Origin of the sequence: Acinetobacter sp. YH12039, assembly GCF_013420015.1 — a bacterium.
Taxonomy (GTDB): Bacteria; Pseudomonadota; Gammaproteobacteria; order Pseudomonadales; family Moraxellaceae; genus Acinetobacter; species Acinetobacter amyesii.
Window position 1 is genome coordinate 71,260 of sequence record NZ_VOZA01000013.1, and the last position, 22,106, is coordinate 93,365.

The following is a 22,106-nucleotide window of genomic DNA, read 5'->3' on the forward strand; positions in this document are numbered from 1 at the left end:
ATCTTTTCAATACCGCTCTTTCTAATCCAATAAGAGCGGTATATTCAATCATTTCAAAAACTTAAATACAAAACACTATTACTGTTATTATTTTATTAATTATAATACTGGTTTGTTTAAGCTATGATAAGCTTGTATACGATTACTTATTTTGACTATTAAAATATTTTGGAACAACTATGAGTAAAGCCTTACCAATTGCTGTTGCTGCTATTTTAGGTGGTGCTGCATTAATTCCTGTTTACATTGCAACTAAAACACCTGCTACGCAATCAGCAACATCAACTCAACCAGCTGCCAATGCTTCTGCTGTCGCTAAAATCAGTTATGCACTTGGTTATGAAGTTGCCCATCAAACGCCTCCAGAATTAGATATTGATAGCTTTGTCACGGGCGTTCGTGCGGGTCATGCTCGTGCAAAACCTGCATATACTGAAGAAGAATTACAAAAAGCATATGCTGAGTTCCAACAAGAAATGCAAAATAAGCAGCTCGAAAGCAATAAGCAAGCACAAAGTAGCAGTGATAATTTCTTAACGGAAAACAAAAGCAAAGCTGGGGTTAAAACCACTGCTTCTGGTTTACAGTACCTAACAACGAAAGAAGGTACAGGTAAACAACCGCAAGCAACATCGGTTGTAAAAGTTCACTACACAGGTAAGTTAGTGGATGGCACAGTATTTGATAGTTCAGTGCAGCGCGGCGAGCCAATTGAATTCCCGTTGAACCAAGTGATTCCAGGTTGGACTGAAGGTCTACAGTTAATGAAAGAAGGTGGCAAAGCCACTTTGTATATTCCTTCAAACCTAGGTTATGGTGCTCAAGGTGTTCCGGGAACGATTCCACCGAACAGTACTTTAATTTTTGATGTAGAACTCATTGAAGTTAAATAATAAAACCGGTACAGGAGAGCTTTTCGCTCTCCTGCTTTATTTTGAGACTCGGTCATGAAATTACAGATCAGTATGTTGTGTTTGGCACTCTGCTCAAGCACTGTATTTGCCAAAGATGTCAGTAATAAAAGTAGTGCTGCAGAACAAGTCGGTTATAGTTTTGGTTATTTAATGGGACGCAGTAATGCTGAATCCATTAAGGACTTAGATATTGATGCTTTTGTTGCAGGTTTAAAGGCAGCATCTAAAGGTCAAGCCTCGTCACTAACAGATGAAGAAATGACCCGTGCCTTAACTCAATATAAAAAGCAAACCGAAGCGAAACAACTGATTGAACTGAAGCAAAAAGCGGATGCGAATGCCACCATTGGTTCAGCTTTCCTTGCTGAAAATGCCAAAAAACCGGGCATTCAGGTCACGAAATCTGGCCTGCAGTATCAAGTCATTCAAGCTGGCAAAGGTAAGTCACCTAAAGCCAATTCAACAGTGAAAGTTCACTATGAAGGTCGCTTAATTGATGGCACTGTTTTTGATAGTTCAATTGCACGTAACCAACCTGCGATGTTCCAAGTGAGCCAAGTCATTCAGGGTTGGACGGAAGGTCTACAGTTGATGAAAGAAGGTGCAAAATATCGCTTCTTCATTCCTGCAAATTTAGGCTATGGTCAAATTGGTTCAGCAGACGTCATTGAGCCAAATAGCACGCTGATTTTTGATGTAGAGCTCATTGAAGTTCTCCCGAAATAACTACTCCCTTCAGGAGCATCGACAAATCTCGGTGCTCCTCAATATTTCATCGTTCCATTATTTTCTTTTACAATTTTTTTGATTGATTTGACTTAAAATTCACATTGATATCTTATATTTATTTCACAAAAACTCATTTCCCTTTATCTTAAATCTTCATCAACTGCGTAGCCGCACATAAGGATTTGACCATGACCGTTAAAATTAAGACTCGCGAAATTCAATATACAGCAGCTGATGGAACTCAACTTTTTGGCTATTTTGCCGCACCAGAGTCAGACACTGCGATCGCAGGTGTGTTAGTTGCCCCGGAATGGTGGGGACGCAATGAATATACCGAACAACGTGCGCGCGAATTGGCAGAACAAGGCTATGCTGCTTTCGCTTTGGATATGTATGGTGACAAAAAAGTCACCACAGATGCCAAGCAAGCTTATGAATGGATGATGCAGACTTTTGATCATGCCAACACCATTGTGACCCGCGCGTCTGCTGCATTAAACACTTTGGCACAGCAAAAAGAAGTAAATGCAGATAAACTCGCAGCAATAGGCTTTTGCTATGGCGGAAAAGTCGTGCTGGATTTAGCTCGTTCAGGTGCTGCATTAAAAGCTGTGGTGACCTTCCATGCAACACTTTCTACAGCGACTCCTGCACAAGCAGGACAAGTCCAAGCAGAGATTTTAGTGCAACATGGTGAGCTCGACTCGATGGTGAGCTTAGAAGATGTTGCAACCTTTAGAAATGAAATGGATGCTGCCCAAGTGAAGTATCAAATCAATATTTTTGAAGGTGCAAAACATGGCTTTAGCAACCCAATGGCGGATGAACGTGCTAAAGCCAACGGCGTAGATTTAGCTTATAACGCTGCTGCAGAACAGCAAAGCTTAGCAGCCATGTATGCCTTGTTAGCACGCCAGCTTAGTTCTTAAAGCCATAAGAACCACTACCAATATTTAATTTATAAAAATGAGGAGAGCACAATGACAGAACTCAATTGTCCATATTGCAATTTTGACGAATATGACGTTATTGCAAAAAATGATTTTGGTGTTGTACTTCCTGAACCACATACACTGTCTAAAGGACATGCTGTCATTGTCCCACTACGGCATGTTGGTTCATTTTTTGAAATTACTGATAAAGAACGTAAAAGTTTAATGTCCTTACTTGAACAAGCGCGTAATGAATTAAATTTACGCTATCAACCCACTGGCTTTCATATTGGGTTTAATGATGGACAAGTTTTTGGCGAAGCCACTGAACATGTGCATATTCACATTATTCCACGTTATGAAAACCAAACATTGGCGCTCGATACCCGCTGGGGCTTTAAAAGCTAAACTTTAAATTTACACTCACTAAGGAGCCTCGGCTCCTTTTTTGATGGCCACTATTTTTGCATTTCCCCTGATATACAGTTTTCGTTTTGAACAAAAAGAATGACTATTGAAAGATGTATACTAGGCAGGTTTTTTCAATTTTGACTGTATTGCATGTTTAACTTTTCTGATGCCCTTCTCGACTGGTTTGATGTCCATGGTCGTCATGACTTACCGTGGCAAGTGAAGGATGACCCTTACAAAGTATGGGTTTCAGAAATTATGCTACAACAGACTCAAGTCAAAACCGTCTTACAATATTTTGATCGATTTATTCAACGGTTTCCGACTGTTGAAGATTTAGGCCATGCCTCTTGGGATGATGTGGCGCCCTATTGGGCTGGCTTAGGCTACTATGCACGGGCTCGGAACTTACACAAAGCCGCGGGTATTGTTGCACGTCAGGGACATTTTCCAAGCAATCTTGAGCAGTGGATGGAACTACCGGGCATCGGCCCGTCTACCGCGGGTGCGCTGATGTCTTTGGGTTTAAGACAATATGGCGTGATTATGGACGGCAACGTCAAGCGTGTATTGTCTCGTTTCTTTGCTATTGAAGATGATTTATCGAAACCTGTACATGAACGGGCCATGTGGCAACTGGCGACAGAGCTCTGCCCCACTGAACGCAACCACGATTATACCCAAGCGATTATGGATCTGGGTGCAACCGTTTGCACGCCGAAAAAACCGCTCTGTTTATATTGTCCCATGCAACAGCACTGCAAAGCACATGCTCAAGGTTTAGAAACTGAATTACCTTATAAAAAGCCTAAAAAGCCTGTTCCTGTAAGAGAAGCTCAAGTCATGCTGATTCAATCTGCAGGAGAATGGCTGTGGATACAACGTCCGAATAGCGGGCTATGGGGTGGTCTGTGGTGTTTACCTATTTTTGATCAACCCCATGAGTTTCAATCCCACACTCAGCAGCTTGGTCTGAAACCTACCACCACTCAAGTGCAAATATCACATAGCTTTACCCACTTCACTTGGCTTTTAGAGGCTACTGTATTTACCGTTGCTGCCGATCAAAAAGAGCATTTAGCCATTGAATGCAACGCACAGTGGTTTACACCGATACAAGCCACTGCTCTCGGTATTCCTACTGCCATGAAAAAACTCATTTCTACGCTAGAACTCGAAAGCCATTCTATGCCATAGTTTTGAACTGCTCATCAATTGTATAGGGACAAATGTGACTCAAGGATTTTTTCAGCTTCGCAAAGGGTTGTTCGGCGGTATTGGTTTTATTTTGCTTTTACTCAGCGCCTGTACGTCGACTCCACCTAAACCATCAGGCAGTACATTGCCTGCTCATGAAGTGAAAAAATTACAAAACATGCGTTTATCCAATCAATTGCCTGTTCCTGTTCATCAAGTCAAACGAAGTGAGCTCAAGGACACTTGGGGCGCAGCGCGTAGCCAAGGACGAAGCCACGAAGGCATTGATATTATTGTTCCACGTGGAACAAAAGTTCTCAGTGCTACAGAAGGTTTAGTTGCTGACTTACGTAATAACAATTTGGGTGGTAAAGTGATATGGATTATGGGGCCCGCAGGTTCTTGGCATTATTATGCGCATCTTGATGGTCATAAACGTGGCTTAAACGTCGGCGACTATGTCAAAAAAGGTGATGTCATTGGCTATGTAGGTAATACTGGCAATGCTCGACATACTGCACCACATTTGCATTATGGCATTTACTTGGGTGGTAAAGGTCGCAATGCCGTTAACCCCTATCCGTATTTACGTTAATTTTAGGAAACATACATGTCAGAAGCGTTGATCAATCGTCTGGTGGAATTTGCAGAATCTGGTAATCAACAAAAAATCAGCCTCAATGGACAGTCTTATCAGGGCTGGATCATGGAGATCACTGAAGAAGCATTACTCATCAGCACCGGCTACGCAGACAAATCAGGTAAAGATGTATGGATTCAATTTGCCGATCTCGATCAAGCGGAACTGTTGTATTGGGACAATAAAAACGACCAATGGACAGCTTTTAAAATTTAAGTCAAAAAGGAGCATTCAACATGACGATACAACGCTGTGCTTGGTGCTCCGAAGATCCTTTATATATTGCCTACCACGATACTGAGTGGGCTAAACCCAGTTTTGATGAGCAGCATCTCTTTGAAATGCTGTGTCTTGAAGGACAGCAAGCAGGGCTGTCTTGGATTACTGTGCTGAAAAAACGGGCCTGTTATCAGCAGCATTTTTTTCAATATCCCATTGCCGAAATTGCAGCGTTGAGTGACCTACAATTACAAGAAAAATTGCAAGATTCAGGTTTGATTCGCCATATCGGCAAACTCACTGCCATTCGTGATAATGCCAAAGCATGGCAACAGTTAAAAGCCCAAGGGATTCATCCTGTGGAATTTCTTTGGAGTTTTGTCGAAGGACAAATTGCCAATAATGATGTAGTTGAATATCGCAGCGCCCCTGCACAAACCGCTCAAAGTCAGGCCTTGTCCAAAGCATTAAAAAAGCATGGCTTTAAATTTGTCGGCCCAACGACTTGCTATGCTCTGATGCAAGCCATTGGCATGGTTAACGATCATGAAAATCACTGTGACTTTAAATACAAGCACGAAGAATGACCTCAAAAACAGAAAGGATAGAATAATGAGTGACAATACAATCCACGCCTATGCAGCAATGAACAGTGGTGAAGCCCTTGTTCCCTATCAATTTGATGCAGGTGAATTACAAGCCCATCAGGTTGAAGTCAAAGTCGAGTATTGCGGTCTTTGTCACTCAGATATTTCTATTATCCAAAATGATTGGAAATCTTCGGTATATCCTGTAGTCCCAGGGCATGAAGTGATTGGAACCATTACCCAACTCGGCAGCGAAGCCAAAGGACTGAAAATCGGACAGCGTGTAGGCATTGGCTGGACAGCAGAAAGTTGTCAACACTGTGACCCATGTATCGATGGTCGCCAAGTGCAATGTACTGGAACCAAGACAGCGACGATCGTCGGTCATGCAGGTGGCTTTGCCGACAAAGTCCGTGCAGGCTGGCAATGGGTTATTCCGCTTCCAGATGATCTCGACCCAACCAGTGCTGGCCCTCTGCTCTGCGGCGGGATTACGGTATTTGATCCCATCTTACAGCACCAAATTCAGGCCATTCACCATGTTGCCGTGATCGGCATTGGTGGTTTAGGTCATATGGCAATTAAACTGCTCAAAGCTTGGGGCTGTGAAATTACCGCGTTCAGTTCAAACTTAGATAAAACCGATGAACTTAAAGCCATGGGTGTTGACCATGTGGTGAATAGTCGTGATCTTGCTGCAATTAAAGCGCAGCGTGGGAAGTTCAATTTGATTTTAAGCACAGTCAATGTGACGTTGGATTGGCAAGCCTATCTTTCGACTTTGGCACCGAATGGAAGCGTTCACATGCTTGGCCTAGCACTTGAGCCGATGCAAATCCCCGCAGGTATGCTGATCAGTGGTGCTAAATCTGTCACTGGCTCATCAACAGGCTCTCCTGCAGCACTGCGTGAATTACTTCGATTCGCTGCACGTCAAAATATCGCTCCACAAATTGAAATGTATCCAATGTCTCAGGTGAATGAAGCGATTGAACGTTTGCATTCAGGAAACGTGCGTTATCGTATCGTGTTGAAAGCTGATTTTTAACGGCAAAAATCTAAGCCCAAAAAGCCTGCTGCATGCAGGCTTTTTTTTGTATGCTTTATGGACTCATTAATCTAGATGACATTTGTGTTTCTGCATTCCTTACGCACCCAATCTGCAAGCAACAAAATGGCCTGCTGAATATCTACAGACAACTCATGCCCGGCATTTAGACGAATACAGTTGTTATAACGATTGTCCTCACCAAAAATTAAACCTGGCACAATGTTGATGCCATGTTTTTGCGCATGGTAATACAGCGCCAAACTGTCTATTTGTTCAGGCATCTGCAACCACAGTGCATAACTGCCTTGAGGCCGATTCAGACGGATATCAACCCCTTGAAAAGCATCGTAAATATACTGACGATACTGCTCGACTTGCACCATTAATTTAGGACGCAATTCAGCAAGATGTTGGCGATAAGCACGACTAAAAATCAAATCTGCAAGTCCTAACTGCAAAGGCGTATTCACCGAATCATTTTGCAAAAGTAATTTAGGATGCAAATGTTGCAAATGTGGTGGAAGGCAAAACCACCCCACTCGATAAGAGGGTGATAAAGATTTTGAAATCGACCCACAATAGATCACATAGCCCGCCCGATCCCAATATTTGATAGGCAATGGTCGCTTTGCATTGAAACTACACTCAGCATAAATGTCATCTTCAATCACATAACATTGATATTTTTCAGCCAGTTGTGCAATTCGTTCCTTATCTTCATTACTTAAACAAAAACCCAAAGGATTTTGAAAATTTGCAGTCAATAAGCATACTTTCGCGCCTGAATCCCGCATTGCCTGCTCTAAACGATCTAAATCAAAACCTTCCGTATTGGCAGGAATTTCAACAATTTCCCGCTTCAATAAAGCCAATAATTGCAATTGCCCGTTATAGTTCGGCGTCGGAACAATGACACTCTCCCCTTCCGCACTTAGATTTTGCAACATCACTGACAAAGCAGGCATACAACCATTGCTGATGTAAATATCATCCTTAGGCATGTAAAAACCATCTTCAGCCCAATGTGCCGACAAAGCTTCACGCAATTGTGGATGACCTTGCCGATTGTTATATAAAAAATCTTCTGGTTTACAATGCTTTAATGCCCTTTGGATTGAACGTCTGATTGCTTCAACAGGAACAAAATTGGGGGACAACTGAATTGAACCCAAATGAATCAGGCGACTATTTGCAGATGCTTCATGGATCTGAATTTGCAATTCTAAATTCGAAATTTCACGAGGTCGGGAATCAAAATCAGGATGATTCGGCACGGCAATTTGCTGGGCTTTCTGTGAGGATTGTACAAAATAACCAGACTTTTCTTTGACATAAATGAGGCCTTTGGCTTCAAGTAATTCATAGCAGCGTTTCGCGGTATTTAAACTGATCTGATGCTGCTGTGAAAATTGACGTAGCGCATACAGACGCTGCCCTGCGGCCAATTCACCACTATAAATTTTCTGTGCCAACTGCTGCGCAAGCTGCTGATATTGAAAAGCCATCTGTACCCTTTTTTTAATCATTCTTGTATCTGTACCCATTAAGTTAACAGATTTAAGCTGATGGCATCAGGTTGATATCTCAAAAATAACGATAGGGGGACAATTAAATGAATGACTTCACGCAGTTTCGAGCGGGTCTAATCATCATCAGCACACTCACGCTTATGGCGTGCCAACCCGAACAGCACACTCAAGCTCAAAGCCAGCAAAATTTTATCTGTAAATCTTTAATTCAAGGTTTTTTGAGTGCCCAAAAACTGACGCAATATGAACTTGAGCAGATCCAACCAATCACCAGCGGCGGGTTACATCAAAAGCTATATATTTATAAAGCCAAATCTGAAAACGGTATGAATATGATGCCGCAGCAAGCCAAACTTCGCTTTGCCTGTGAACAATTGACTGCGCGGCAATTTCAAATCAAGTTACATCCGCATCAATTTCCAGAACAGACCTTACTCAGTATCGAACTTCCAGAAACACAACACATGCAGCAGTTGACTGCATTTCGCCTGCCTGAGTAGCGAAGTCATTGATCGTTCATATTGAACTGAATCATTACTGGTGCTTATTTTAAAATTTCGGGAAAGGTCTCAACAGTTTTGCTTTTACCCAGCTGCACTTTCATTTTTTGTAGCATTTGATAAGGCTGTTGCTGCACGAACATATTCACGAAACTGAGCGGAATGGAACCTTCCGGATTGGCGTAGCCATAGGTCGAAACTTTGACCTTTTGATTGCCTAAACGCTGGAAGGTCCAATCGCCCTCATAGTCGGTTAGGCGTACATAATTGGGATTGATCGGATAACCTTTTTTCACCGCTTTATTTTGGATGCTAATAATGCCTTGTGCATCTTTACGCATTTTGCCTTGTACCACCAAATCACGGTCTTTCAAGGGAAAAGGAAAATCCAACACCATATATAAACTGAATTCACCTTTCTGGTCATCGCGGGATAATACTTTGACACTGCCCATATAAGGGACCCAATTCACTGCATTTTCCACATCTAAAATCAGGGAAACCGCTTTTTCAATGGGTACATCAAAACTGGTTTCAGCTTTGTATTGAAAGACAGGATTTTGAGCATTTTGGTAGGTCCAAACTTTAATATTATTTTTATTAATCGTGAGTTTGGCATTATCCATAGTTTTCGCTTGTACTGCCGCAGTGAATGCGACAGCACAGGCCATAAAGATGACTTTTTTCATTCCATTGATCGTCTTATTTTAATTTTATGCTGTTGTTATAACGGATTTTAACGCGCTTTTATACGTCAATATCGTTAAAACCCAGTACATCTTTCATATCGTACTTACGTGCTTCACGACCAACTACCCATGCAGCTGCACGTACTGCACCAGAGGCAAAGTTCATACGGTTAGTCGCTTTATGGGTAATTTCAACACGTTCGCCATCCGCAATAAACATCGCAGTATGTTCACCGACAATGTCACCACCACGAATCGTTTGGAAGCCAATGGTTTGACGTTCACGTGGACCCGTATGACCTTCACGGCAATACACAGCATCTTGTTTTAAGTCACGTCCTAAAGCACCGGCAATGGCTTCGCCCCACATTAGCGCTGTACCTGATGGTGCATCAACTTTATGACGATGATGAGCTTCAATCACTTCAATATCCACAGTATCGCCAAACACTTTTGATGCCAATTCAAGAAGTTTGATTGAAACGTTTACACCGACAGAATAGTTCGCTGCATAGACCACTGGAGTCTCTGTAGCTGTTTCATCGAGATAAGCTTTTTGCTCATCATTCATACCTGTGGTACCAATGACAATCGCAACGCCTGCTTCACGACAAAGTTTAAGATGCTGAGCCGTTGCTGCAGGTGCAGTAAAGTCGATTACGACATCACAATCTTTTAAAACTTCAGCTAGGTTACCGACAACCTTTACGCCAACCGCGCCAATCCCTGCAAGTTCACCGGCATCCGCACCGACCAAGCTACTTTCAGGACGTTCTACCGCAGCAGCCAATTGATAACCAGCTTGCTGAACCGCCTGAATTAAGATGCGTCCCATACGACCGCCTGCGCCCAAGATACCAATACGTGGAGCTGCTGACATAACATTTTCCTAATGTTGATTCGAAATTGGTCTTACTATATCAAAACTCCATGCACAGGCTAAGTTACAAACAAAAAAATCCTGCATTTTCTGGAGTCATTGTGCAAATCAACTTCTACGACAGACGCTGACTATTCCCTCACCAAGTTTGGGCATTTTCACGGTATGATAGGCGCGTTCTATTGATCTTGAATATTCATGAAAACCCTATTGTATCTTTGTGCGGCAGTCTGTATTGCACTAGCATGGCTGATTCCGATTCATTACCGACCTTGGGCCACGTATACCGGTGAGCTTTATACCTTCTTTGCCCTGTTTGCCTTAGCGGCAACGTTCTTTAAAGAAAAGCTCATGGTGGCAAAAATTTCCTTGCCCCTGTTGCTCTTGGCGTTGATTCCCTTTGCTCAACTGGCTTTTGGGCAGGTATATTATTTTAGTATCGCCTTGCTCTGTATGCTGTTTGTGTTCAGCTTCTGGCTGTGTATCAATCTTGGTTTTAGCCTATCTCAAGGTACGGAAAAACGCGAAAAAACATTCCTATACCTGAGCTATACCTTTGTTGCATCTGGGGTCATGACGGGACTCATCGCAATATGTCAGTGGTTAGATTTCGACTCGTTTCTTCCTTTTGTGATGAAAATTAGTGGAACTACGCGCCCATTTGCAAACTTTGCTCAGCCAAATAACATGGCCACGTTTCTGCTCATGTCCTTGTTAGCCTGCTTATATGTTTATGAACAGCAAAAAGTTAAAACCCGCTATTTAGTCGCTTGTGCAATTCCTATTTTAATTGGAGTTGCGCTCAGCCAATCTCGCACCTCTTGGGTGGCAAGTATCTGTGTCCTAGTCTACTTGGCTTATGCACAGCACAAAGATTATATCCGTCTCCGCTGGTTTTACAGCTTGGCCTGGTTTATCGGCTTTGTGGCACTGATTGTATTGATGCCAAAATTAAGTCAAATCATGAGCCAAATGTCCGACATGAATATTCAAGAAAGTCGTGACGTAGTCAAACGTGCTGGTGGCGATATGTCTCGTTTAGCCATTTGGCAACAAATGGCGCATGCCGTAGCTGCACAGCCTTGGTTTGGCTATGGTTGGCATCAAACCAGTAGCGCTTTTGTCTCGATCTCTGACACGGTGCAAGGGCCTGTATGGATTCGTAGCTCACACAACTTTATTTTGGATTTCTTATTGTGGAATGGCACCATTATTGGTGTGCCGTTCTTGGCCTATTTCGCTTATTGGGGCATCCAATTACAGAAGTTAGCCAAGTCTGCATTATCTGTGATTGCCCTATTGATGGTCGGTGTCTTCGTTATTCATGCCATGTTGGAGTTTCCGCAAAACTACGCATACTTCTTACTGCCTGCGGGTTTTATTATCGGCATTCTTCAAGCAGCGAAGCCAGAGACGGCTACATTGAGTCTGTCTCCGTGGTTTATCCGCATTGTTTTCGTGATTGGCGCCGTGCTGATTACGGTGATTTATCGCGATTATGCCAATGCAGCGATTCAGCTGGGTCAGGCATCAAAATATGAAAAAACACCGGAGAAAATCACCAACCATGCGCCGATCTATTTACTCACGGAATTTAGACATCGGGTAGCGATTATTCGTTTAAATCCATATTCCATCGTTTCTGAACAAACCATTCAGGATACTGAAAAATTGGTTCGCAGCTATCCAGCGAAATACCACATCATTAAATATGCACGTTTATTGGCATTTAATGGTCGTGAGGCTGAAGCACGTCATCAGCTACAGCGTCTTAAAAATATCTATAGGCTCGACATGAGCTATGAGAGTTTATTACCGCCTACAGCACAGCCGAAACCTTAAAACGCTCAATAAAAAAGCCTGCAATTATGCAGGCTTTTTTATACCTGAGTTCACATCACAGCGAACTCAAGCAAATCATTTCAATTAATCAAACAAACGGTCGAAGAATGATTTTTTCTTCGGAGATGATTTATTGTCATCGCCATCCATCGTGTCTTGTAACTCTTTCAACAATTCACGTTGACGAGCCGTTAAGTTCACAGGCGTTTCCACCACGATACGGCAGAGTAAGTCACCGGTCATGCTGGTACGTACAGGCTTCACACCTTTACCACGTAAGCGGAACAATTTACCAGTTTGAGTCCCTTCAGGTACTTTCAAGCTCACACGACCATCGAGTGTCGGAATTTGAATTTCTTTACCCAATGCAGCATCTGCAATGCTTACAGGCACATCCATATATAGGTCAGCGCCATCACGTTGGAAGATTTCGTGTTCACGTACCACCACTTCTACATATAAGTCGCCTGCTTGGCCATCACGGATCGCCTCGCCTTTGCCACTTAAACGTACGCGGTCGCCATTGTCCACACCTGCAGGAATGGTCACCTCTAAAGTTTGCTGACGGTCAGAAACCCCTGAACCATGACATTTATTACATGGGTTCTTAATGATTTTACCTTGACCACGACAGGTGCTACAGGTTTGCTGCACAGAGAAGAAGCCCTGTTGCATACGCACTTGACCGGCACCATGACAGGTTTTACAGGTTTCAACGTCATTCGGATTTTTAGATCCTTTACCATCACAGGCATCACATGGCGCTGGCGCAGTAAAGGTAATGGTTTTTTTCACGCCCTTCACAGCTTCCTCAAGGGTAAGCTCCATAACATAGCGTAAGTCTGAACCACGGCGTGCACGTTGCTGACCACCACGGCCACCACCGCCAAATGCGCCACCGAATATGTCACCAAACTGACTAAAGATATCTTCTGCGCTAAAACCGCCACCGAAGCCACCGCCGCCGCCCATGCCGCCTTCAAAAGCTTGATGTCCCATACGGTCATACATACTACGTTTTTCGCTGTCCGATAAAACTTCATATGCTTCTGCAGCTTCTTTGAATTTTTCTTCAGCTTCTGGGTTATCTGGATTACGGTCAGGGTGATACTTCATCGCCAACTTACGGTAGGCTTTTTTAATTTCATCATCACTTGCGGTTTTAGATACACCTAAAACCTCATAATAATCACGTTTAGCCATGTCTGGCGATGCTCCTCACGGAATTTAATTTAATACTTAACTGTGGTCTGAAATTGGGGAATCAAACCATTTTTTCAAGGGGTAGGCAGGAAAAAAATAAATCGACTTAGAAAACAGCCTTATTTTTAACGAATTTGGATAGACCTTGGATCCATGCATTTAATAGATACAAAAAGGCAATCGAAGAAAAGATCACACCAATTACCGTGCATGCAGTCACCCAAAGATAGGTGTCCCAATAATAGAAAAATAAAGGAATAAACCACAGTGCGGCAAAAATGGCCATCATGGAATAAATCACGACGGTGCGCATGACCCAAAGCGCTTGGGCTTGTAGCCAAACTTCTGTAGAATCGATTTGAGTCACTTTGCGTGCAAAACCGTAGGCAAATACACCACTAATCAGGGTAAATAAAGCGAAAAACATGAAGACATAAGAAATCGCAATATAACGGCGATACTTAGCTAAACTCTCTGCTGTCATCTGTGATTCAACCCCGTACACCACAATATGCCGCGCTGCACTTGTGGTAGTTTTACTTTTTAAAAATGTCTTTGTAGATCAGGTGCTACTATAGAGAAAAATTCAATATTTCGCACCCAATATTATGACACTTTTAAGGATTCTGCTGAGTTTTTTTCACTTTAAACCACTGTGCATATAGCGCAGGTAAAAAGAACAAGGTCAGCAGGGTCGCCACGATCAATCCACCCATAATCGCCACGGCCATTGGACCGAAGAAAATACTGCGAGAAAGTGGAATCATCGCCAATACAGCGGCCAATGCAGTCAACACAATGGGACGGCAACGACGTACCGTCGCATTGATAATCGCATCCCAAGCCGACTCCCCGGACTGAATATCTTGTTCAATCTGATCAATCAAAATCAGTGAATTGCGCATAATCATTCCTGACAGTGCAATCGTGCCGAGCATTGCCACAAAACCAAAGGGTTTATTGAACAATAACAGGAATAACACCACGCCAATAATGCCCAAAGGTGCAGTTAAAAATACGATCATCGCCCGTGACATGCTACGTAGTTGAATCATCAACAAAGTCATGACAACTGCGAGAAATAATGGCATGCCTGCATTTACAGAAGTTTGGCCTCGTGCTGACTCTTCCACAGTGCCGCCTACTTCGAGTAGATAACCATTCGGCATCTCTGCACGTAACTGATCAAATGAATCTTTTAACTCACCCACCACCGTTGCAGGTTGCAATTTACTGCGAATATCCGCGCGCACAGTAATGGTCGGTAAACGGTTACGATGCCAAATCAAACCTTCTTCAAAGCTATACTCAATTTTCGCAATCTGCGCCAATGGCACTGAACCACCATTGCTGGTCGGTACTGCCAAACTGCTGAGCGAACCGACATCCAATCGCTCCGCTTGATCACCACGCATCCGAATTTCAATCAGCTCTCGTTTCTCACGATACTGATTAATCACTGCACCACTGATTGAACTATTCAGGAAATTGGACAGATCTAGACTGGAAACCCCCATTTGACGTGCGCGATCTTGGTCGATGTCCAGTTTAATGACTTTGCTTGGCTCACCCCAATCCAAATGCACGTTGGTAGTGTTCGGGTTTTGACTGACTTTTGCAGACACACGTTGTGCCCACTCACGCACCAAGCTCAGATCTTCACCCGACACGCGGAACTGCAATGGATAACCCACAGGTGGACCATTTTCTAAAAGTGAAACCCGAGTACGTACTTCAGGTAAAAGCTTACGAATTTCTTCTGCTAATGACTGACGGATCTCATTGCGATCATCTAAAGATGAAGCCAATACCACAAACTGAGCAAAACTGGCTTGGGGTAGCTGTTGATCTAGAGGTAAATAAAACCGCGGCGAACCGGTACCCACATAAGCCACAAAATTATCAATGCCTTGTTTTTTCGACAAGAACGCTTCGACTTTTTTTACGGCTGCTTCTGTGGCTTTCAGAGATGCACCTTCCTCGAGTTTTAAATCCACTAAAATTTCAGCACGGTTTGACGGTGGGAAGAACTGCTGTGGTACCGTTTTAAACATTAAAATCGATAACATAAAAATGCCAACCGTCGTTGCAATGACCGTCTTGCGATAGGTCACACAGATATCAACCCAACTACGGAAGCGTTGATAAAACGGAGATTGATAAGGATCGTGATGTTCACCGGCATGATGCACCATCGGCTGAGGTTCAGGTTGTTTGCGCAAACGTGCCCACAGGCGCTGATACCACGGGGCTTTTTGTACCAAATCTTTGTTGAAATCGGGCAATAATTTATCCCCAAGATAGGGAACAAACAACACTGCTGCAAACCATGACACCACCAATGCAATGGTGACCACTTGGAAAATCGAGCGGGTATATTCCCCTGTGCTCGATGCGGCTGTGGCAATTGGCAAAAATCCTGCAGCCGTAATTAGCGTGCCTGTTAGCATTGGAAATGCGGTCGTCCGCCATGCATGTCCGGCGGCTTGTAACCGGCTATAGCCCTGCTCCATTTTGATCGCCATCATTTCGACGGCAATAATCGCATCATCCACCAATAAACCGAGTGCGAGAATCAAGGCCCCCAAAGAAATCTTGTGCAACCCGACATCAAACATCTGCATGCCAGCAAAAGTCATGGCCAAGACCAAGGGAATGGAAAATGCAACGACAAGACCTGTACGGAAACCCAAGGAGAAGAAGCTCACCAACAGAACGATAATCACCGCCTCAGCGAGGACTTTCATAAACTCATTGACGCTGCGCTTCACGGCTACAGGCTGATCAGAAACTTTTTTTAGTTCCATACCCAAGGGCAAGGTTTTTTGCAGGCGGGCAAATTCTGTTTCAAGGTTTTTACCCAAAGCCAGAATGTCGCCACCTTTACGCATCGACACGGCAATGCCTAAACCATTTTCACCCATAAAACGCATACGAGGCTGCGGTGGATCACTAAAGCCCCGATGTACATCTGCCACATCACCCAATTGAATCGTTCGACCATTCACCAATAAGGGCATCTGACGCAGTTCATCAATGTTTTGTAAATTGCCGCTGACACGCACTTGAATCCGGTCTGAATTGGTTTCAAAAAAGCCAGCACTGGCAACCGTGTTTTGCTGCTGCAAGGCTTGTTGAATCGCCGTCACAGGTATGCCCATTTGCGTAGCTTTGGTGTTGGAAATTTCAATCCAAACTTTTTGATCTTGTAGACCAATCAAATCCACTTTCGCAACGTCTTTGACTCGTTGTAACTGGAGCTGTAAACGGTCGGCATATTCCTTCATGGTGGCATAGTCAAAGTCTTTGCCGGTGAGCACATAGATATTACCGAAGGTGTCACCAAACTCATCATTAAAGAAAGGACCTTGCACCCCAGATGGCAATTGATGGCGAATATCATTGACCTTTTTACGCACGGTGTACCAAACATCGGGGACTTGCAGCGAACGTAGACTGTCCTTGGCCACAAAGGTCACCATGGATTCACCCGGACGTGAATACGCCATGATGCGTTCATACTGCCCCGTAGTCATCAGTTCTTTTTCAATCCGATCGGTGACCTGTAGCGAAACTTCTTTGGCTGTTGCACCAGGCCAATAAGTTTGAATCACCATGACTTTAAAGGTAAATGGCGGGTCTTCACTCTGCGACAATTTGGAATAAGAAAATATCCCAACGATGCCCAGCAGAATCATAAAATAAAGGATTAAGCCTTTATTTTTCAGTGCCCACTCAGACAAGTTAAAATGCATTATTTAACTCCTGCCTGAATGTGTACCGCTCGATTTTCACGATCAACAGGTTGTATTTTTTGTTTTTCGCGGAGCAAATGCACGCCGCCAACCACAACAAAATCCCCTGCTTGCAGACCACTGAGTACGGGCACGCTGTCACGTCCGTATTCGCCTAAAGTTACTGGAACTTTACGTACCGTATTATCTGCATTGACCACCATCACATATGCCTGCTGACCACTCGCAGACACACTCGATAACGGCACATGCAAAACATTCTGCTGTGCTTTGGTTAAAAATACCCGTGCACTTTGCCCCAGTTGAATGGCGCTATTGCCTTCACGTAATGCCACTTTGACACTATAAGTACGAGACTGATCGGCTGCAGGACTAATTTCACGCACATAGCCTGCAAATTTTTCCTGTGGTTTCGACCACAAGGTGACCCATGCATCCTGCCCTGTTTTAATTTCAGTAACCGCTTGTTCAGGCACACCAATGACCACTTCACGTTCACCTGCAATCGCCAATTGAAATGCCGGTTGTCCTGCTGCAATCACTTGACCAATCTCAATATTACGCTCAGTAATGACCCCATTTTTATTGGCAATTAATTGGTTATAACCGGTCTGATTACGACTCACATCATAATTGGATTGCGCTTGCTTTAAATTCGACTGTGCTGCTTTATATTGGTTTTCCACCGCATCGTACTGCGAACGACTCACAGCATTGACTGGCAATAATTGCTTAAAGCGTTTTAGTTCATCTTCAGCAATTTGTGCAGCGGAACGCGCACTTTCAAGCTGCGCTTGTGCTGCATTCAGTTGCAACTGTGCATCTTTGACGTCTAATTTTGCCAAGACTTGCCCGACTCGGACTTGGTCTCCAACATCGACATAGCGCTCAGTGATTTGACCGCCAACCCGAAACGCTAAAGCTGTTTGCTGGCGTGCTTGTACATCACCCGCATAACTTTTTTGTTCAAAATGTGTGGCGCCTGGCTGAGTCACCATCACAAATGGCACTTCCTGTTCCGTTTGGGCTTTATCCTTGCTGCATCCCCATAAGGTCACACTGCAAACGATAATCATGCTGACAACTGTGATCTTAATCGTACTCATGAAGTTCGCTCTTAATAAAAAGTCTTTTTTAGGGCAGAATATTATTCAATTAATTTGGTTATTTTTTAATTAATAAACCATGCGGTACATTAATTAGATTAATTATCCTAAATCAATGACCTTTTCGCCTTTTTTGGAATTTTTTCAGCAAATGAATGTCGGCCGCCCAAAAGACTTAGAAAAACGACAACGGATTTTAGAGTCTGCAAAACAATTATTTTTAGAAATGGGCTATCACGGTTGCAGCATGAATCAGATTGCCCAACATGCAGCGGTCACCAAACTGACGGTCTATAATCATTTTCAGGACAAAGCCACCTTATTTACCAGTGCGATTGAAGACACCTGTGAATATATTTTGAATACCCGCCCGCGACATCTGCACAGCGAAAGTCATTTTATGCAGGCTTTCGTTGAAATTTGTGAGTTGGGGCTGAACATCATGAATTTGCCTGAAGCCATTAAACTGGATTTATTACTTTTGGAGTTGGCTGCCGAACACAGTCCTTTGGTGGAACAGTTTTTCCGTGCCTCACATTTAAAAATGCGCCAAGTCTGGGAAAACTTTTTTCAAGATGCAGCAGCTTTAAATTTCATTCAGCAGGATCACCCTGCCCGACAAACTGAACTGATTGTGTCGCTACTGATGGGACTACGCCATCAAGAGGTTTTATTGGGCATGCGCCCAGTACCTGAAGCAGCAGAGCGGCAAGCCATTATTCACTCTGCCATCGAAATCTTTATGCTGAAATATCAACTCAGCACGCAGAGCTAAGCATTTTCTGAAATATTTCAACGCTAAACTGAAACAAATGGCATAGCTATTGCTCATTTACCTAGAAAAGTCATCCGACTTTTGTCTGTACCCCCTTTTGCCACAGCACTTTCGGGGTATAGTCGAGACAGGAATACACGGAGAAATAACAAATGATTCAACAAATTGATGCTCCATTACGTGAAGACGTGCGCTTACTGGGCAATTTATTGGGTGAAACCCTAAAGCAGCATGCAGGACAAGATTTGTTTAATCAGGTAGAGCAAATTCGTGCTTTGTCTAAAGGCGCGCGCGATGGACAAGTTGAAGCCGAAAAACAGTTAGAACAATTATTTTTAAATTTAAAAGATGAAGAAATTCTGCCACTGACCCGTGCATTTACACACTTTCTCAACTTTGCCAATATTGCCGAACAATACAATGTGGTGCGCAGCCGTCGCCAAAGTGAGTTTGATGAGCAAGCACCATCACCGAATCCACTCGATCATTTATTTGAAAAATTTAAAAGCAATAACATCAGTGCGGAACAACTGTTCCAACAAATTTGTGAATTAAAAATTGAACTGGTCCTGACTGCACATCCAACTGAAGTCAGCCGCCGTACCTTGATCCAAAAATATGATGGGATTAATGATTGCCTGTTTAAAATGGATCAGCAAAAACTTACGCCACGCGAACGCAAAGCCGTACTGGATGATTTAAAACAACTGATTTGCTCGGCATGGCAAACCGACGAAATTCGTCAACACCGCCCGACGCCTGTCGACGAAGCTAAATGGGGCTTCACGACCATTGAACAGACCTTGTGGAATGCTGTACCCAAATTCATGCGTGAATTGGATGGCATGGTTCAAGATCATTGTGGCAAGACCTTGCCTTTAAATGTTGCCCCTGTGCGCTTTGCATCATGGATGGGCGGTGACCGTGATGGCAACCCAAACGTCACCCATAACATTACTCAAGAAGTGCTTTGGCTTTCACGTTGGAAAGCTGCCGACCTGTATTTACGCGATATCGAAGACCTACGTTGGGAACTTTCGATTCAAGAATGCAGTAAAGAACTCAGTGATGCTTTGGGCCATTTCCACCCTGAACCGTATCGTGAATATCTACGTGATGCGCGGGAACGCCTCAAAGCCACTCGTCACTGGTTGGCACTAAAACTCCGTGGTGAAGATGCTGACGATAGCCAAGTCATTAAAAGCCGCCATGAGCTGCTCGATCCACTATTGGTTTGCTACCGTTCACTGATTGACAGCGGTTTACCTGAAATTGCCAATGGTCAGTTACTCGACTTTATTCATCGAGTGAATTGCTTCGGTATCGAATTACTCAAACTCGATATTCGTCAGGAGTCGACTCGTCATCGCCAAGCGATTTCTGCCATTACTGAATATTTAGGTTTAGGCAATTTTGAAACATGGACGGAGCAAGCCCGTCAAAACTTCTTGATTCAGGAACTCCAAAGCAAACGTCCACTGCTACCGAAGTTTTTAAATGAGCCAAAACAAAGCCTGATTGAACATCCAGATGTACAAGAAGTCTTTGCGACCATGCGCACTTTGGCAGAACAGCCACCTGAAAGTTTAGGGGCTTATATTATTTCCATGGCCGAACATCCAAGTGATGTCTTGGCCGTATTGTTATTGCAAAAAGAAGCCGGCATCAAACAAGCGCTACGTGTCGTGCCACTGTTTGAAACTCTAAAAGATTTGGATGGTGCAGCCCGTACCATGAATACCCTATTTAATATGCATTGGTATAAGCAGCATATTCAGGGTAAACACGAGGTGATGATTGGCTATTCAGACTCAGCCAAAGATGCGGGCTTTATGTCGGCAAACTGGGCGCAGTATCGTGCACAGGAAGAATTAACTGCGGTTGCGAAAAAACATGATGTACAACTGACATTATTCCATGGCCGTGGCGGTTCAATCAGCCGTGGTGGCGCACCGACACAGCAAGCCCTATTTTCACAACCACCAGGTTCGATTTCAGGAGCGATTCGTGTCACAGAACAAGGGGAAATGATTCGCTTCAAGTTTGGATTAGAAGGCATTGCCTTACAAAACTTGGAAATTTACACCGCAGCGACCTTAGAAGCGACCTTATTGCCACCGCCTGAACCGAAACAGGAATGGCGCAAGCTCATGCACAGCATGACGGATCTGTCGGTACAGGTGTATCGTCAAACCGTGCGTGAAAATCCGCATTTTGTAAAATACCTACGGACTGTAACGCCAGAACTGGAACTACAAATGTTACCGCTCGGCTCACGCCCAGCCAAACGTAAAGTTAGCGGTGGGATTGAGTCTTTACGTGCGATTCCTTGGGTGTTCGCATGGACGCAAATCCGTTTGATGTTACCTGCTTGGCTCGGTACAGGTGCTGCGATTAATCAAGTGATTGATCAAGGTCAAAAGCAGACACTCGAAGAAATGCTGGAGCAATGGCCTTATTTCCAAACCCTGATTGATATGTTGGAAATGGTCTTGTCCAAAGCCGATGGTCATGTGGCGCTGTATTATGAGTCTCATCTGACAGATGACGCAGACCTCAAACAGTTGGGCGAAGAGTTACGTCAGCGTTTACGTGATGCGGTACAAACGCTATTAGCACTCAAAGGCGAATCGAAATTACTTAGCAGTAACGATGTGCTCGACCAATCCATGAAGGTGCGTAAGCCTTATTTATTGCCACTACATTTACTGCAAGCCGAGCTAATGAAACGCCGCCGCGCTTACCTTGCCGAGCGTCAGGCTGAAAATACCCCAGTCGACCATGCGTTGATGGTCAGCATCGCGGGTATTGCGGCAGGGTTGCGTAACACTGGCTAAATCTTCCAAGTTTTCAAAAAGCACACAGAACTGTGTGCTTTTTTTTTGACCAGTCATATTGGTTTTAATTTATTTTGGAATATTTGACATCCTCACCCCCTTAAAAGAGGGTGATTCCTACAGCTAGACGCTTATGCCCAAGCGCAAGAATGTTTAGAGCTGAGTTTATATCTCGATCATGAGCTGTACCACAGCTCATGCACTCCCATTCTCTTATTCCAAGATCTGTCTTACCTTTTGGACTACTTGAGGTGATCTCACCGCAGCACGAACAGATTTGGGTGGTATAGGCTTCTTGGACTTCTTCAAA

General features: G+C 43.7%; 21 protein-coding genes. 13 read left to right on the top strand and 8 right to left on the bottom strand.

The genetic code is table 11. The features are described from left to right. The first annotated feature begins 179 nt into the window (after nt 1-179). From FTT98_RS07935 to FTT98_RS07975, 9 genes are all read left to right on the top strand, one after another. Nucleotides 180-893, top strand: a complete 714-nt coding sequence (locus FTT98_RS07935) for an FKBP-type peptidyl-prolyl cis-trans isomerase (protein ID WP_180041214.1) — start codon at nt 180-182, stop codon at nt 891-893. A gap of 54 nt (nt 894-947) precedes the next feature. Beyond that, the gene (locus tag FTT98_RS07940) at nt 948-1,640 is read left to right on the top strand and encodes an FKBP-type peptidyl-prolyl cis-trans isomerase (RefSeq protein WP_180011068.1); all 693 of its coding nucleotides are present in this window, start codon (nt 948-950) and stop codon (nt 1,638-1,640) included. Between the two features lie 191 nt (nt 1,641-1,831). Further along, the gene (locus FTT98_RS07945) at nt 1,832-2,572 is read left to right on the top strand and encodes a dienelactone hydrolase family protein (RefSeq protein WP_180177239.1); all 741 of its coding nucleotides are present in this window, start codon (nt 1,832-1,834) and stop codon (nt 2,570-2,572) included. 51 nt (nt 2,573-2,623) lie between these two features. Next, entirely contained in the window at nt 2,624-2,983 is a 360-nt protein-coding gene (locus FTT98_RS07950) for an HIT family protein (RefSeq protein ID WP_078191628.1), read from the top strand. 153 nt (nt 2,984-3,136) lie between these two features. Then, nucleotides 3,137-4,183, top strand: a complete 1,047-nt coding sequence (mutY, locus tag FTT98_RS07955; protein ID WP_180042050.1) for an A/G-specific adenine glycosylase — start codon at nt 3,137-3,139, stop codon at nt 4,181-4,183. 67 nt (nt 4,184-4,250) lie between these two features. Beyond that, nucleotides 4,251-4,778 (top strand): M23 family metallopeptidase, encoded by a 528-nt coding sequence (locus tag FTT98_RS07960; RefSeq protein WP_180066619.1) that lies wholly within the window; start codon nt 4,251-4,253, stop codon nt 4,776-4,778. A 15-nt stretch (nt 4,779-4,793) separates the two neighbouring features. Beyond that, nucleotides 4,794-5,039, top strand: a complete 246-nt coding sequence (locus tag FTT98_RS07965) for a hypothetical protein (RefSeq protein ID WP_180003637.1) — start codon at nt 4,794-4,796, stop codon at nt 5,037-5,039. Between the two features lie 20 nt (nt 5,040-5,059). Next, entirely contained in the window at nt 5,060-5,629 is a 570-nt protein-coding gene (locus FTT98_RS07970) for a DNA-3-methyladenine glycosylase I (RefSeq protein WP_180177240.1), read from the top strand. A gap of 25 nt (nt 5,630-5,654) precedes the next feature. Then, complete coding sequence (locus tag FTT98_RS07975; protein ID WP_180177241.1) at nt 5,655-6,677, top strand: NAD(P)-dependent alcohol dehydrogenase; 1,023 nt, start codon at nt 5,655-5,657, stop codon at nt 6,675-6,677. A gap of 71 nt (nt 6,678-6,748) precedes the next feature. On the opposite strand, the gene FTT98_RS07980 is transcribed toward FTT98_RS07975, so the two are convergent. Next, nucleotides 6,749-8,185, bottom strand: coding sequence for a PLP-dependent aminotransferase family protein (locus FTT98_RS07980; RefSeq protein WP_180042056.1), 1,437 nt, complete (start codon nt 8,183-8,185; stop codon nt 6,749-6,751). Between the two features lie 107 nt (nt 8,186-8,292). Between FTT98_RS07980 and FTT98_RS07985 the strand changes: the two genes are divergently transcribed. Further along, nucleotides 8,293-8,709 (top strand): hypothetical protein, encoded by a 417-nt coding sequence (locus tag FTT98_RS07985; RefSeq protein ID WP_257220817.1) that lies wholly within the window; start codon nt 8,293-8,295, stop codon nt 8,707-8,709. A 44-nt stretch (nt 8,710-8,753) separates the two neighbouring features. Here the strand turns inward: FTT98_RS07985 and FTT98_RS07990 are convergent, their stop codons facing one another. Beyond that, on the bottom strand, nt 8,754-9,398 hold the full coding sequence (locus tag FTT98_RS07990; protein WP_180042057.1) for an START domain-containing protein: 645 nt from the start codon (nt 9,396-9,398) through the stop codon (nt 8,754-8,756). A 58-nt stretch (nt 9,399-9,456) separates the two neighbouring features. Next, the gene (gene dapB, locus FTT98_RS07995; protein ID WP_078194102.1) at nt 9,457-10,278 is read right to left on the bottom strand and encodes a 4-hydroxy-tetrahydrodipicolinate reductase; all 822 of its coding nucleotides are present in this window, start codon (nt 10,276-10,278) and stop codon (nt 9,457-9,459) included. A 198-nt stretch (nt 10,279-10,476) separates the two neighbouring features. Between dapB and FTT98_RS08000 the strand changes: the two genes are divergently transcribed. Next, nucleotides 10,477-12,120 carry a PglL family O-oligosaccharyltransferase gene (locus FTT98_RS08000; protein WP_180177242.1) on the top strand — a complete coding sequence of 548 codons (1,644 nt, stop codon included), beginning with the start codon at nt 10,477-10,479 and terminating at the stop codon, nt 12,118-12,120. Nucleotides 12,121-12,204: 84 nt separating this feature from the next. Here FTT98_RS08000 and dnaJ read toward each other — a convergent pair whose 3' ends face one another. The 4 genes from dnaJ to FTT98_RS08020 form a co-directional block, all read right to left on the bottom strand. Continuing rightward, nucleotides 12,205-13,323, bottom strand: a complete 1,119-nt coding sequence (gene dnaJ / locus FTT98_RS08005; protein WP_111885156.1) for a molecular chaperone DnaJ — start codon at nt 13,321-13,323, stop codon at nt 12,205-12,207. 106 nt (nt 13,324-13,429) lie between these two features. Beyond that, on the bottom strand, nt 13,430-13,807 hold the full coding sequence (locus FTT98_RS08010) for a hypothetical protein (RefSeq protein ID WP_180003650.1): 378 nt from the start codon (nt 13,805-13,807) through the stop codon (nt 13,430-13,432). 133 nt (nt 13,808-13,940) lie between these two features. Further along, complete coding sequence (locus FTT98_RS08015; RefSeq protein ID WP_180177243.1) at nt 13,941-17,078, bottom strand: efflux RND transporter permease subunit; 3,138 nt, start codon at nt 17,076-17,078, stop codon at nt 13,941-13,943. After that, a complete protein-coding gene (locus FTT98_RS08020) occupies nt 17,078-18,184 on the bottom strand; it encodes an efflux RND transporter periplasmic adaptor subunit (RefSeq protein ID WP_180177244.1) in 1,107 nt (368 codons plus the stop codon). Before FTT98_RS08020 ends, FTT98_RS08015 begins: the two co-directional genes overlap by 1 nt. Before the next feature lie 151 nt (nt 18,185-18,335). On the opposite strand from FTT98_RS08020, the gene FTT98_RS08025 reads away from it, so the two are divergent. Together FTT98_RS08025 and ppc are read left to right on the top strand one after the other, a co-directional pair. Next, nucleotides 18,336-18,959 (top strand): TetR/AcrR family transcriptional regulator, encoded by a 624-nt coding sequence (locus tag FTT98_RS08025; protein ID WP_180011056.1) that lies wholly within the window; start codon nt 18,336-18,338, stop codon nt 18,957-18,959. A 152-nt stretch (nt 18,960-19,111) separates the two neighbouring features. After that, complete coding sequence (gene ppc, locus FTT98_RS08030) at nt 19,112-21,796, top strand: phosphoenolpyruvate carboxylase (RefSeq protein WP_180058405.1); 2,685 nt, start codon at nt 19,112-19,114, stop codon at nt 21,794-21,796. 100 nt (nt 21,797-21,896) lie between these two features. On the opposite strand, the gene FTT98_RS08035 is transcribed toward ppc, so the two are convergent. Then, the coding region (locus FTT98_RS08035; RefSeq protein ID WP_180177245.1) for a zinc ribbon domain-containing protein at nt 21,897-22,106 on the bottom strand (210 nt) is incomplete at its 5' end.